The organism is Paenibacillus sp. FSL K6-1566 (assembly GCF_038050475.1).
Taxonomy (GTDB): Bacteria; Bacillota; Bacilli; order Paenibacillales; family Paenibacillaceae; genus Paenibacillus_AQ; species Paenibacillus_AQ lactis.
On the sequence record NZ_JBBOSR010000001.1, the window covers coordinates 545,390 to 559,164 of the forward strand.

A 13,775-nucleotide genomic window follows, 5' to 3' on the forward strand; every position below is an offset into this window, starting at 1 on the left:
CAAGGGTTCTATATAATCATATCTCTAAATAAGAAAAGGGGAAAAACACATGAGCAAGATGCTTAAGCCAAAGAGCCTTCTGCTGTTGATGTTCGCGCTGGTCATGGCCTTTACGACAGCATGCTCGTCCGGCGGCGATAACAAAAACGCCTCCGAGAAGGAAGGGGAGCAGTCGCCTCCTGCAGAGGAAGTGAAGCTGACCCAGGACGATCCGGGCTGGAAGGTGGACACATCGCCGATCACGTTCGACTGGTACATCAACTTCGCCTGGTTCCCGAACAAATGGGGAGAGGACATCACCTCCCAATACGTAACGGAGAAAACCGGGGTTAACATCAACTTTATCGTCCCTGCCGGCAATGAGACCGAGAAGATGAACACGATGATCGCCTCCGGCACGCTTCCGGATTTCATCACGCTGGACTGGAACAATGACGCGGTTAAGAAAATGATCGAGGGTGAGCTCGTCCTGCCGCTGAATGAGCTGGCGGAGCAATACGATCCGTATTTCTTTAAAGTAACCGATCCCGGGAAGGTATCGTGGTATACGAAGGACGACGGCAACATCTACGGCTATCCGAACGCGTCCTCTTCGCCGAAGGATTACGAGAAGTTCAGCGACAACATCACGTCCAACCAGACATTCCTCGTGCGCAAGGATATGTACGAGGCGCTCGGCAAGCCGGATATGCGCACGCCTGAAGGTTTCTTGAAAGCGCTTGAAGATGCAAAGAAGATGTTCCCGGACGTGAACGGGCAGCCGCTGATTCCGCTTGGCCTGCACGACTTCCACGAGAAGGGCAACTATTCGCTAGAGAGCTATATCCAAAACTTCCTGGCGATCCCGCTGGAGAAGGACGGCAAGCTGTATGACCGCTCCACCGATCCGGAATACGTGAAATGGCTGAAGACGCTGCGCCAGGCGAATGAGAAAGGGCTGCTGTCCAAGGATATCTTCGTGGATAAGCGTCCGCAGATGGAAGAGAAGATTGCGCAAGGCCGCTATTTCGCGATGCTGTATCAGCGCAGCGACATGGCTAACCAGCAGAACGTGCTTTACGCGAACGATCCGAACTCCGTATATATTGCGGTAGACGGACCGGCCAACTCCAATCTGGATCAGCCGACGCTGTCGGGACCATCGATCTCCGGCTGGACGTTGACGCTGATCTCCAAGGATGTTAAAGACAAAGCGCGCGCCATCCGCTTCCTGAGCTATTTGATCTCCGAAGAAGGACAGCGCGACCTGTATCTCGGCAAGCAAGGCGTTACTTGGGATACGATTGACGGCAAGGACCAGTTCCTCCCTGAGGTTGTGGAGCTGCTGAACAGCGACCGCGGCGCGTTTGACAAAAAATACGGCGCGTCCCACACCTTCTGGATGATGATGGACACGAACATGACTCCGGCATGGGCGCCTCCGGCCGTCGAGCCGTTCAAGCAGATGGAAGACTGGACGCGCGGCAAGGCCCACAGCTTCTCGCAATTTGACCAGCTTGATCCGGACGGCAGCTCCGAGGAAGGGATCATTAACGACAAGGTCCTGACGGAATGGGGCAAGACGCTGCCGAAGCTGCTGCTCTCCTCCTCGGATGCGGAGTTTGACCAAGCATGGAACGATTACTTGGCTAAACGCGAGTCGCTCGGATTTGCGAAAGTGCAGGAATACAGACAGAAAGAATACGAGGAGAACGTGAAAAAGCTTGAGGAATTCCTGAAATAATGAAAGGAACCCTCTTGAGGTGAACGGCTGCTACTATTTGCGGCGAGGTTGACGCTAACTAGTTGCTCCAATAGATGCGAAGGTACCCTATTTCATTTGATGTCGAAATAGGGTGCCTTTTGGCATGTCAAGCGATATGATAGGAGCATATCCGGCTTGTCGCAGGAAGAGCGTCAGTTTCACGATGGAAGCGCGGACGTTAACGAAACAGGAAGTGACCGTCATGAGAAAACGATGGGTGCAGCTAATTTCATCCTTTATGTACTGGGTCGGGCGCAGGTCCATGCAGAGCCGCCTGGTGGCCGCCTATATATTGATTTTGCTCATTCCGAGCATCATCGTGTCGAATTACTTTTTTCAACAGATTCGGGATACGTATATCAGCGATGCGCTGAACCAAAACACGTTCCTGCTGGAGACCGAGAAGATGAACATGCAGAGCCAGATCGAGTCGATCGAGATGGCGGCGCAGCTTGCGATCTCTGACCAGGCCATCAAGGATTACCTGGGGATCGAGGAGGAGCTCAGCTCGGCTGCGCTGATGGAGGTGGCGTGGGGGCCGTCCAAGGACATCCAGCGGATTCAGACGAATAATCCCAACATCGCACACCTCCGCTTGTTCACCGGCAATGAGCATGTCATGGAAATGTGGCCGATTATATTCAAGGAGAGCCGCATTGCCGCGGAGCCCTGGTTCGCCCCGATGAAGTCGCAAGGCGTTAGCGAGCTGTGGGTATTCAATCACCGGGATCCGGACATTCTTCAGCGCTACGCTACAGACGTGCCCGAGGAGCAGCCGAAGGTGTCCCTGATCCGGCGGGTCGGAAGCAGTGCCGAGGACGGGCTTATTCAGGTCGATATGCTGCTTAAGTATTTCGCGCCGAAGACGTTCGGAGGGATTCATGATACCGGCTCGCAGATGGTGATCGTGGATCGGGACGGCCAGTTCTTCATGGATCGCAGGCAGTCCTTCATGACAAGCCGCGAGGGGCTGAGAGACGAGGTCGAGACTCAGTTCAAGAAGCTCCTAAAGGAGGAAACCGATCCTGAATCGGACCGCATCGTCCATTCCCGGTTCAGCGTGGACGGGGCGTCGTACCTGCTCATCGCCGCGCCGGTGGAGCGTTTGCAGGCACATGTGCTGAATGTCGTTTCCCTGGAGGGCGCGTTAAACAATGTCTCCAAGGCACAGTGGCAGATCATAGCGGCGAACGTGATCCTGATCATTTTGCTGTCGGTCATCACGTACTATTTGAACTCGATTATTTTGAAAAATTTGCGGCGCCTGACCGACACGATGAAGAAGGTCCGCAAGGGCGAGGTTTCCTCCGGCATCGATATCCGGGGCGGCGGCGAGGTCGGCGAGCTAGCGCATCATTTCAATAAGCTGATCCGCACGATTAATGAGCTGATTGCTCAAGGGATCCGGAAGCAAGCCGTCACGAAGGAAGCAGAGCTCCGAACGCTGCACAGCCAGATCGACTCGCATTTCCTGTACAACACGCTCGAAAATATCAAGATGCTGGCCGAAATCGAGGGACAGCGCACGATCTCGGATGCGTTAACCTCGCTGGGCGGCATGATGCGCTACAATTTCAAGTGGTCGGGGGAATACGTCAAGCTGAGGGATGAAATCCGCCATATTCGCAATTACATTGACGTTATGAATATCCGGTACGATGAGCCGATTGAGTTTGAGCTTAATATACCTTCGGAATTCATGGAGCTGGAGGTGCTGAAGATGTCGCTGCAGCCGATCGTGGAAAATGCGGTGAAGCACGGCTGGCCGGACGGCTCGGCCGAAGCGAAGCGGATCCAGATCGATGTGGTGGCCTGGGAGGAGGACCGGATTACGATTTACGTGAAGGATAACGGGGTTGGCATCGAAGCCTACCGTCTGGGTAGGCTGCGCGAAATTTTGCGCACGGTGCATGATGAGGATCTTCCGTCCGGAGATTACGGGCGAGGCGGGCACCAGGCCGGAGGCATCGGGCTCCGGAACGTGCATCAGCGGATCAAGCTGTTCTACGGGAATGAATACGGCTTGGACGTGAATAGCGAAGCAGGCGGGTTTACGCAGGTGACGATGACGTTTCCGAAGGTGTTGTTAACGGGAGGAGGAGGCGGACATGAGAAATCTGTTGATCGTGGATGACGAGAAGAACATCCGCTTCGGATTGAAGATGATGATCGAGCGGGAGTTCCCGGAGGCGTACGATATCCGGATGGCTTCGCAAGGGGAGGAAGCGCTGCAGCTGCTTCGCGCCCAGCCGGCGGACATCGTGATAACCGACATCCGGATGCCGGTCATGGACGGCATCCGGCTAATCGAGTCGCTGGCCGAGCTGGAAGGAACGGGGGCAGCCAAGCCGGTCGTGCTGATCCTGAGCGGCTATGAGGACTTCGAATACGCAAAGGCAGCGATCCGGTATCAGGTGAAGGAATATCTCCTGAAGCCGATCCGGCGCGAGGAGCTCTTCGCCGCCCTTCGCAAGACGGAGGAAGCGCTGATTCGGCAGGCCGAAGTGGACAGCCGCATGGCCGCCACCGACGTGTATCTGCAGCAGCTGCAGTCTCACCGTCTCAAGGAGCTGCTGGAGCAGCCGGAGGATACCGACATTGATTTGGCGGCAGCAGCCGAATCGATCGGCTTCGAAGCGTACGTCAAGCCGTTTCGGGTGGCTGTCATGAAATATAAGTACGAAGACGGCAACACGATGAACAAGGATGAGCTGAAGCAGCTCGTGGAGAAAATGATGGAATCCGTCGAGGGGCGGATCAGCGCCAGCGTTTTGGACGGCCGGGGGAGGCTCGTGCTGGTCGGCAGTCCCGATGGACAGTTCGAGAAGCTGGCGCGGCAGTTTGCGGAGCGGGAGATGGACGGATTATTCGTCGGCATCAGCCGGGAAGGCTCCCGGATCGAGGATGTCCGGATCTGCTATAGTCAGGCGCTCCACGCGCTCAGCTACACCTTCATTCAACCGAACATCAGGCTGATGAATCATGAGGACATAAACGGTGAGCTGCGCAGCTATCCGATGCCGGAGGAGGATATCCGCAAGCTTGGCAATATGCTGGGCACCGGGCGCGACCGGGAGATCAAGACGCTGCTGCTGGATATTTTTCATATCGGGGATATGCCGCATGTCGATATCGCTTATCTGGAGCGTGTCGGCAAGCAGATCAATGAGCAGGTGCTCGATGAAGTGTTCCGCGTATACGGGGAGTCGATGGTCGAGGTGCTCAAGCTCTACCGGAGGGTAGGGACGATGGATAATTACCGTCATTTTCATGCGTATTACCGCAGTCTCGAGCATCTGCTGCTGAGTGTGGACGAATATATTCAAGGCATCCGGTCCGCTCATAGCGAGCATTCCGAGATGAAGGCAGCCATCGCTTATATGGAAGAGAACTATCACCGACCGCTGAACATGGCGATGGTCAGCAATCACGTGTCGCTTAATTATTCGTATTTCAGCGAGGCATTCAAAGCCCATACGGGCGAAAACTTTGTCGCTTATTTGAAGAAGCTGCGGATCTCGCGGGCCAAGGCATTGCTTCAGGACGGGGCGATGAAGCTGGCCGATATCGGCAAGGCGGTCGGATTCGAGAACACGAAGCAATTCTCGCGCGTGTTCAAGGAGCTGGAAGGCATATCGCCGCATGAATACCGCATGAAGCTGCAGGCTGACGCGGAGCTGGGGCGGGGATAGAGAAGTGGAGTCGCTCCGTCCCTTGCCATGCTGAGGATTCAAAGCATCTCGTCACTTAACGTCAAAAAAAGACACCTTAAACGCTCTTCACGGCCACGGTACTTTCCGGGGCACAGACGTCCAGGTGTCTTTCGTATATATGGGATCATGTGGCCATAATCCTTAAATGCATGGATGTGATTATTTCGAGGTCGTTTCCAGAGAGGACAGCGTCATTTCCATCTTGCGGGTAATTTCTCTCTGCCATTTCACATCGCCAAGCTGGATGGCAAGATTCAGCAGATCCAGGTAATCGTCAATCTGCAGTGAACAACGGCGGGAAGTCGTTTTCATAAGACCATCGGCTCTCCTTTATAATTCAATTCTTCAAGCAGGAATGGCGGTCATGGAGGCGGTCTTGCCAGCAGCGGATGTTCCAGACCCGCACGGATGTCTGTCTGAGCCCTCCGCGCTTATTGCCCTATAGAACTAACTGCTTGCATCCACCGCTACAGCAGCCAGGCGGCCGCTGCGTCCATTCTCAGCTCATTCTCACTTGTCCGGTAATGATAATCATTATCATGTAACTAATGTTTATTATAAAGACTTCCCGCGTAATTGCAAGTGATTTTCCTATCCGGCATCAAAAAAACATTAACTCATAAAGAAACGCTGCCTGTACTTTCGAGGCGAGATCCCTTCCTGCTTGGTGAAGCAGGAGGTGAAGTAGGCCGCATGGTTAAACCCCACCTCTTCGGCGATGCGGCTGATGCTCAGGTCCGTCTGAAGCAGCAGCAGCTTCGACTGCTCGATCCGGTAGCGCTGCAAATATTCGACGGGAGAGCAGCCGTATTCCTTCTGCATGCAGCGTGCGATATACACCGGATGGAAATTGATCCGGTCCCCTAGCTGCTGCACCTTGAATTCCTCCTTGTAGTGCTTCCGCAAATAAGCGGCGGCCCGTTCGGCGCAGGCGGAGGAAGGCGTGGAGACCGGTGCATCCAGGGCGGCGGCAAGCTGTTCGATCAGCTCCTGAAAGACGACCTGCTGCCGCCATAGGAATTTGGCCTGCTGCCCATGCTGGACCAAGGCGTTTAGCGTGGCCAGCAGCTCTGCCGCCTTCTCCGGCTGCGGGAGGCTTCCGAATTGCGGGATTTTGACGGAAAAATAGTTCGGCGTCATCGCCTTCAGCTCAACGATGTCTTCTCTTCTCGTAGCATCGCCGGATTCCTCCGCGCTCCATGGCCCCGACGACTGAAAGTGCAGCCAGTAATAATCGGTTTCCTCCGTGCAGCCTCTTGTACCGAAGTGATGGGTGTCGGGACGCAGAATAAGGAACATGCCCTGCCTGATTTCATAGGGATGGCCGTTCTCGGTCACGTCAAGCTGCCCCTTGACGACGACGAGCAGGTCGAAGATGCCGATGTTTTTACGGTTCGGATGCCCTCCATTCACGGGGGCACGGGTGAGTCCGCTATGAATATAGACCGGCAGCGGCGGAACGGTAAAATTCAGGATCGTCATAAAGAAAAGCCCTTTCGTGATGAGTGAGGTTGGATTTTTTATAATTTACGTTCGGATACTGATATTATAACCCTAGTATACCATCTATAATTTGAAAAGGTTATCGCCGTTTGAAGCGAATTGGGCGTGTAACCCTTACATCATGGGTGGAGGTTGGAATGTTGGATAAAGATACGAAAAAATTTACGCTATGGGTTCTGGCATGGCCCATATTTATAGAGCTGTTCCTGCAGTTTTTGCTGGGAGCGGTGGATACATTGATGGTCAGCCGCATTTCCGATGACGCGGTAGCGGTGGTCGGCTTCTCGAACCAGCTGTTCCAGGCGATGACGACGCTGTTCATGACGGTGGCGAGCGGGGCGGGAATTCTGATCGCGCAGAAGATCGGCTCATACAAAACGGGCGATGCCCGGACGATCGGCATCATGGCGGTGAGCGTCACGACCCTGATCGGCCTTGTGTGCAGCGTGATTCTGTTTGCCATGCCTGAGGCGATTGCTTCCATGCTTCAGCTGCCGGACCGCCTGCTGCCGCTTGCCGGAACCTATATCTCGATTGTCGGCGGGGGCATGGTGCTGATCGCCATGATGGCAACGATGAGCACCGTCATTCGCAACACGGGCAATACCCGCGGACCGATGTACGTGGCGATCGGCATGAACGTTATTCATGTCATCATGAACTACGGCTTTATTTTCGGCGCCTTCGGCTTCCCGCAGTGGGGCTTGACCGGGGTGGCGATTTCTACGGTGGCCAGCCGGTTGCTCGCGGTGCTGATGCTGCTGTACATGTTCCTGCGCGCGTTCGAATACAAGATCAAGTGGAAGGAGTTCCGGGTGTTTGACCGTCCGCTGTTCGGCGAAATTTTGAAGATCGGCTGGCCGCTCGGCATCAATATGTCCTGCTGGGTATTCTCGCAGCTGGTCATCTACTCGTTCATCGCTCAGCTTGGGGCAGCGGAGCTGGCGGCGCGTACGTACATGAACACGCTGGAATCGTTCTGCTTCCTGCTCGGCTCCTCCATTGCGATGGCGGCCCAGATCCAGATCGCGCATTTGTACGGGGCCGGCCGGACCCGGGAAGCGTACCGGAGCGCATATCGTGCGCTCGGCATCGGCGCGATCTACGTGATCGTGAATGCGTTCGTGCTGTATGTGTTCGGCAAGCAGCTGCTCGGACTGTTTACGGATGACAAGACGATCATTGCGATCGGCGCGTCGCTGCTCGGCATGAACCTGATCCTTCAGCCAGGCAAAATGCTCAATATGGCGCTCGGCAACTCGCTAAATGCAGTGGGCGATACGCGGTTTACGATGTATATCTCCCTCGGCTCGATGTGGATCGTCGCAACGGTCCTGTCCTACGTACTGGGGATCTATATGGGATGGGGACTCATCGGCATTTACTCCTGCATGATTGCCGATGAATACTTGCGGGGCGTCTTATCCTATTTCCGCTGGCGGGGACAGAAGTGTCTGCGCAAAGCGGAATCGCAGGCACCTGCGGATTCCGTGAAAATGCCAGGGGAATCGGTGGCAGCCGCCGGAGTGTAGCGTATAAATCATTGTGCTGCAAGCGTAGAGGTAGAAAGAAGATTGCAATTGTTTTAGTTGGCGGGGGTTGGCCAAAAAAGTGTCCCAAAGTCATCGTGAAGACTTTGGGACACACTTTTTTTAGAGAGGCGATTGCATCAGGCGGGCTTTTTCTTTTATACAATTTAAATCTTCATCTCTACATAAACCATCGTTTCAACGAATTAGATAAGCTCTATCCTTTTCCAATTGGTCAGGATATAAATCCATAAAAGTGTTAAAATCCAATTCTTCATTTGGTAGTGAAGAGATAATGTCCTGTATTTCCAATTGTAAGTTGGTATATTTATTGTTATCTAAGATAATGCAGAAGGTAATATCCGTACATAAATGTAATGCTTGAAATAACTCTTTTATTTCATTAGCCTGATTTCTTTTTGGGTCAGAAGAGACAAAATCGCAGGAGCATTGGTTGGTAATATCATAATAGTACTTCTCTGGATGTTTATGTTCCACACCCTGTGTAATGTCCCTAATATAGATATTCATGTCGATGAATTTCCCGATAATAGAATCTGGGATATTACGATCTATTACAATATGCATAAAATAACACATAGCTGCCTCCTATTTAAAAGATGAGGTGGATCATGATCAGCATCTGTTTTGGCGGTATCTGGGTTAAGAACCGGATGCTATCATTACCTAGAAAGGTACAGCAGCATACGAGTTCCTCTTTTTCCATCTAACTTACATAACAGTTTGAAATTGATCAATGTTACATCCTTGGAGTAAAAATTTCCATTCTAATAGACCGTGTTTCGATCCATCCTTGGTATGAACAGTTACAAAGTTGGAGAATGGGGCAGGGAAGAGAGAGGGAAGCCGCATTGAGAGCGCGCTCAAGGAATTTGGTTTTGAAGCTCAAATAAAATTCAAGGTAACTCCCGTTACAGCTAAGTTTTTGCCGCCAAGCCCCCTTAGTTTCCCGCATCCCTGCCTGCATGTTATATTTAGGGGAAACAGAGGATGAAGGAGAGAATACTGTGTACAGACATATCGCAACCATTCTCGGGGCTGGACAGGCCGTTGACGTCATGGGTGGAGGACAAGAATGAACACTACCATTTCAGATATCGCCAAAATCGCAGGCGTGGCCAAGAGCACGGTGTCCCGTTACCTGAACGGCGGTTCCGTCAGCGAGGCTACCCGGCGGAAAATCGAGCATGTCATCAAGGAAACGGGCTACATTCCAAACTCCTTCGCCCAAAGCTTGAAGGCCAAGAAGACGAGCATGATCGGCGCGATCGTACCCCGGCTGGATTCCTTCGCCGCATCTCAGACGGTGACGGGCATGGATGAGGAGCTGAGGGAGAACGGCTACCAGCTGCTGATTATCAATACAAGCCAGAATCTATCGCGGGAGATCGAGGCCCTGTATGACCTGGCAAGGCAAAAAATATCGGGGATCGTCCTGTTCGCTACGCAGATTACGGAATCCCATTTGACGGCGATCGAGGAAATCGGGATCCCGGTCATTTTTCTCGGTCAGCAGCATGAGGATGTCCACAGCATTATTTATGACGATTACACGGCGGGGTATGAGATCGGCCGGTATATTTTAGCCAAAGGACACCGGGATATCGCTTATTTGGGGGTAACCGAGAAGGATGTGGCCGTTGGAGTGCGGCGCAAGCATGGGTTCCAGCAAGCGCTGAAGGAGCAGGCCGGCGCCTCGGCCGATTTTTATGAGAGCGGGTTTAGGATGTCGGCAGCGGTAGAAGCGGCTTCCCGTATCCTGGATAACCGGGACCGGCGTCCGACGGCCATCGTATGCGCAACGGACAATATTGCGCTTGGAGTGATGAAGGCGGCGCATATGCGGGGAATCCGGATTCCGGAGGATATTTCGGTTACCGGCTTTGGGGGCTACGATGTGACTGAAGTGATTCATCCGGGCCTCACAACGGTTAAATATGGCTACGCAGCGGGGGGACGTCTGGCCGCGCGTCAAGTCATGAAGCTTGTCCAAGAGGAATCCGTCGACACCCTGACGGTACTGGATTATGAATTTATCGAGCGCGAAAGCGTTGACAATATCGAATAGAATCGATTATACTCAAAGCATCGGAACCGGTTCCAAAGCGTTGAAACACTTTGGAACTGCGTCCTTTATTTTTACCTCGGGTTGGAACCGGTTCCACTACAATGTCGCTGTTGTGATGTTGTTAAGAACAGACCAGTAAGGAGAAGGATATGAACAGAGAACAGAAATACCGCCGCCTGGAACAGGCTTCTCCCGAAGAAATGTCCGCCTTGAGGAAGAAGGTGGAGGATAGCGGCTGGAGGCAGACGTATCACATTCAGCCGATCACCGGCCTTTTGAACGATCCGAACGGGTTTGCTTATTTTGCAGGTGAGTATCACCTGTTCTATCAGTGGTTTCCGCTCGGAACCTACCACGGGCTCAAATATTGGTACCACACGGCATCGAAGGATTTGGTCTTTTGGCGCAATGCCGGAATCGCGATCGAGCCGCGGGATCCGCATGATTGGTATGGCGCCTACTCGGGGAGCGGTATCGTGAAGGACGGCAAGCTGCACTTGATGTACACGGGAAATACCAGGGATCGTGACTGGAACAGACGCTCCTTCCAGTGCATGGCCGTCATGGATGCAGCGGGAGCTGTCACCAAGCTTCCCGAGCCTCTCATCGATCATGTGCCGGAAGGATATACCGAGCACTTTCGCGATCCGAAGGTGTGGAAGGATCCCGATCTGTACCGCTGCGTCATCGGCGCCCAGAGAGAGGATGCCACCGGGACCGCCGTCATGTATGAGTCTTCGGATTTGCTCAATTGGCGCTTCGCCGGGGAGATCAAGACCGGGCTGAAGCATTTCGGCTACATGTGGGAATGCCCCGATTATTTTGAGCTCGATGGCCAGGGGGTTCTTCTCTTCTGTCCCCAAGGGATAGAGCCGCAAGGAGATCGCTTCCGGAATGTTTACCAATCCGGTTACCTGGTCGGCAAGCCGCTGAACCGGGAGACGCTGGATTTTGAACACGGCGCCTTTCATGAGCTGGACAGAGGCTTTGATTTCTATGCGCCGCAGACGATGGAGGATGATCAGGGGCGCCGGATCTTGGTCGCCTGGATGGGGCAGGCGGAGATCGGCTACCCGACGGATTCGCACGGCTGGGCGCACTGCCTGACGCTGCCGAGGACGCTGGAGCTTCGGGACGGCAAGCTGGTGCAGCAGCCGGTGCGGGAGCTGGAGAAGCTGAGAAGAGAGCGCCGCGAGGTACAGGACACCCTAACGAATGAGAAAAAGTCATATGCAGGCGTGAGCGGAACCGCATTCGAGCTGATCTGCGAATTTGCCGATGTGAACGCCGAATCCGTAGGCATCGAATTTCGGGCCGGTGAAACGGAGCGTACCGTCATTCATTATGACTTCGAGCGGCAAATCCTGACGTTTGATCGCTCGGAGGCCGGCGAGAGGATCAACAGCAAGTACGGCTCGACCCGGTCATGCAGAGTGCAGACGAAGTCCCTCAAGCTTCATTTGTTTGTGGACACTTCCTCGGTGGAGTGTTTTATCAACGACGGGGAAGAAGTGTTTACTAGTCGTATTTTTCCACACCCCGACAGCACGGGCATTCGGTTTTTCGCCAATAACGGCAGTGCCGGCTTGAAGGTAGCCAAATGGGATTTGGCGCAAGCCGTAAATGATATGGAAGGGAATGAATGAGCATGGCAGCTAATAACCGCGAGATTGCTAAGCAGGTCGTTGAAGCCATCGGCGGCAGGGAGAACATCGCTTCCTTTGCCCATTGCGCCACCCGGCTTCGCATTATGGTTCATGATCAGCAGAAGATCGACCAGAAGAAGGTCGAGAATATCGACAAGGTGAAAGGTGCATTTTTCAACTCCGGCCAGTATCAGATCATCTTCGGCACCGGTACCGTCAACCAAATCTTTGAAGAAGTTGAGAACCTTGGGCTGGAGAGCACAAGCAAAGAAGAGCTGAAATCCGAAGCGAAAAAATCGGGCAATGCGCTTCAGCGCGCGATCCGCACATTTGGCGATGTATTCGTTCCGATCATCCCGGTATTGGTCGCTACGGGACTGTTCATGGGGCTGCGGGGCCTCTTGACCCAGGAGACGGTGCTTGCCTGGTTCGGGATGGCGCCTGACGATATTTCGGCTAATTTCCTGATGTTCACCCAGGTGCTGACCGATACGGCGTTTGCGTTTTTGCCTGCCCTTGTCGCTTGGTCGACCTTTAGAGTATTCGGCGGAAGCCCGGTGCTCGGCATCGTGCTGGGATTGATGCTCGTCAACCCGGCTCTACCTAACGCTTATAGCGTGGCTAACGGGTCCGAGGAAGCACTTATTATGTTTGGTTTTATCCCGGTGGTTGGCTATCAGGGATCGGTTCTGCCGGCATTTTTCATGGGGCTGCTCGGGGCGAAGTTCGAGCGTTATCTGCGGAAGCGCATTCCTGAAGCGATCGATTTGATCGTGACGCCATTCGTCACGCTGCTGGTGATGATCATTCTCGGCCTGTTTGCGATCGGCCCGATCTTCCACTCGCTTGAAGACGTCATCCTGAGCGCGGTCACGTATCTGCTGGATCTTCCGTTTGGCATCGCCGGACTGTTGATCGGCTTCTTCAATCAGATCATCGTCGTGACGGGGGTTCATCACATCTTTAACTTCCTGGAAATCCAGCTGCTGGAGCAGACGGGAAGCAATCCGTTCAACGCGATCGTTACCAGCGCGATGGCGGCTCAAGGCGCAGCCTGCCTTGCCGTCGGCATGAAGACGAAGAACAAGAAGCTGAAGGCACTTTCCCTGCCATCTTCGTTCTCGGCATTTCTCGGCATTTCGGAGCCGGCCATATTCGGGGTGAACCTGCGATATGTGAAGCCTTTTATCATGGGTCTGATCGGCGGGGGCATTGGAGGCTTCATGGCTTCGATCTTCCACTTGAAGGCAACCGGCATGGCGATTACAGTTATTCCGGGGACGCTCCTGTATCTGAACAGCCAGCTGCCGCTCTACATTTTGTGCAACCTGACGGCGATGGCGATTACCTTCGTGCTGACCTGGATGTTCGGCTTTAACGATAAAATGCTGGACGACTTGAAGACGGAAGCGAAATAACAAACACGAAAAGGGTACTGTGACTGCACTGCAGCATGGTATCCTTTTTTTGTCATGAGAAAAAATTATAAATCGCAAACTTTGCGCAACCATGCCGGGGTATCTTAAGTGATTGGCCAATTGGAAAGGAGGC

10 protein-coding genes are annotated in these 13,775 nt (G+C 53.5%); 7 read left to right on the forward strand and 3 right to left on the reverse strand.

Annotation, left to right across the window (positions count from 1 at the left end; genetic code table 11):
* The first annotated feature begins 49 nt into the window (after positions 1–49).
* The 3 genes from NST08_RS02385 to NST08_RS02395 all read left to right on the forward strand — a co-directional run bounded on the left by NST08_RS02385 (position 50) and on the right by NST08_RS02395 (position 5,436).
* Complete coding sequence (locus tag NST08_RS02385; protein ID WP_007130571.1) at positions 50–1,723, forward strand: extracellular solute-binding protein; 1,674 nt, start codon at positions 50–52, stop codon at positions 1,721–1,723.
* A gap of 223 nt (positions 1,724–1,946) precedes the next feature.
* Positions 1,947–3,878 (forward strand): cache domain-containing sensor histidine kinase, encoded by a 1,932-nt coding sequence (locus tag NST08_RS02390; protein ID WP_028404719.1) that lies wholly within the window; start codon positions 1,947–1,949, stop codon positions 3,876–3,878.
* Positions 3,853–5,436 (forward strand): response regulator, encoded by a 1,584-nt coding sequence (locus NST08_RS02395; protein WP_007130569.1) that lies wholly within the window; start codon positions 3,853–3,855, stop codon positions 5,434–5,436. The genes NST08_RS02390 and NST08_RS02395 overlap by 26 nt, the downstream gene beginning before the upstream one ends.
* Before the next feature lie 180 nt (positions 5,437–5,616).
* Here NST08_RS02395 and NST08_RS02400 read toward each other — a convergent pair whose 3' ends face one another.
* A complete protein-coding gene (locus NST08_RS02400) occupies positions 5,617–5,769 on the reverse strand; it encodes a hypothetical protein (RefSeq protein ID WP_007130568.1) in 153 nt (50 codons plus the stop codon).
* A gap of 300 nt (positions 5,770–6,069) precedes the next feature.
* Positions 6,070–6,939 carry an AraC family transcriptional regulator gene (locus NST08_RS02405; RefSeq protein WP_007130567.1) on the reverse strand — a complete coding sequence of 290 codons (870 nt, stop codon included), beginning with the start codon at positions 6,937–6,939 and terminating at the stop codon, positions 6,070–6,072.
* Positions 6,940–7,097: 158 nt separating this feature from the next.
* Between NST08_RS02405 and NST08_RS02410 the strand changes: the two genes are divergently transcribed.
* Positions 7,098–8,492 carry an MATE family efflux transporter gene (locus NST08_RS02410; protein WP_007130566.1) on the forward strand — a complete coding sequence of 465 codons (1,395 nt, stop codon included), beginning with the start codon at positions 7,098–7,100 and terminating at the stop codon, positions 8,490–8,492.
* A gap of 195 nt (positions 8,493–8,687) precedes the next feature.
* On the opposite strand, the gene NST08_RS02415 is transcribed toward NST08_RS02410, so the two are convergent.
* Positions 8,688–9,089 carry a hypothetical protein gene (locus tag NST08_RS02415; RefSeq protein WP_007130565.1) on the reverse strand — a complete coding sequence of 134 codons (402 nt, stop codon included), beginning with the start codon at positions 9,087–9,089 and terminating at the stop codon, positions 8,688–8,690.
* Positions 9,090–9,585: 496 nt separating this feature from the next.
* Between NST08_RS02415 and NST08_RS02420 the strand changes: the two genes are divergently transcribed.
* The 3 genes from NST08_RS02420 (at position 9,586) to NST08_RS02430 (ending at position 13,642) form a co-directional block, all read left to right on the forward strand.
* A complete protein-coding gene (locus NST08_RS02420; protein WP_213613200.1) occupies positions 9,586–10,578 on the forward strand; it encodes a LacI family DNA-binding transcriptional regulator in 993 nt (330 codons plus the stop codon).
* A 149-nt stretch (positions 10,579–10,727) separates the two neighbouring features.
* Positions 10,728–12,224, forward strand: a complete 1,497-nt coding sequence (locus NST08_RS02425) for a glycoside hydrolase family 32 protein (RefSeq protein WP_007130563.1) — start codon at positions 10,728–10,730, stop codon at positions 12,222–12,224.
* A complete protein-coding gene (locus NST08_RS02430) occupies positions 12,221–13,642 on the forward strand; it encodes a sucrose-specific PTS transporter subunit IIBC (protein ID WP_007130562.1) in 1,422 nt (473 codons plus the stop codon). Before NST08_RS02425 ends, NST08_RS02430 begins: the two co-directional genes overlap by 4 nt.
* Positions 13,643–13,775: the final 133 nt, after the last annotated feature.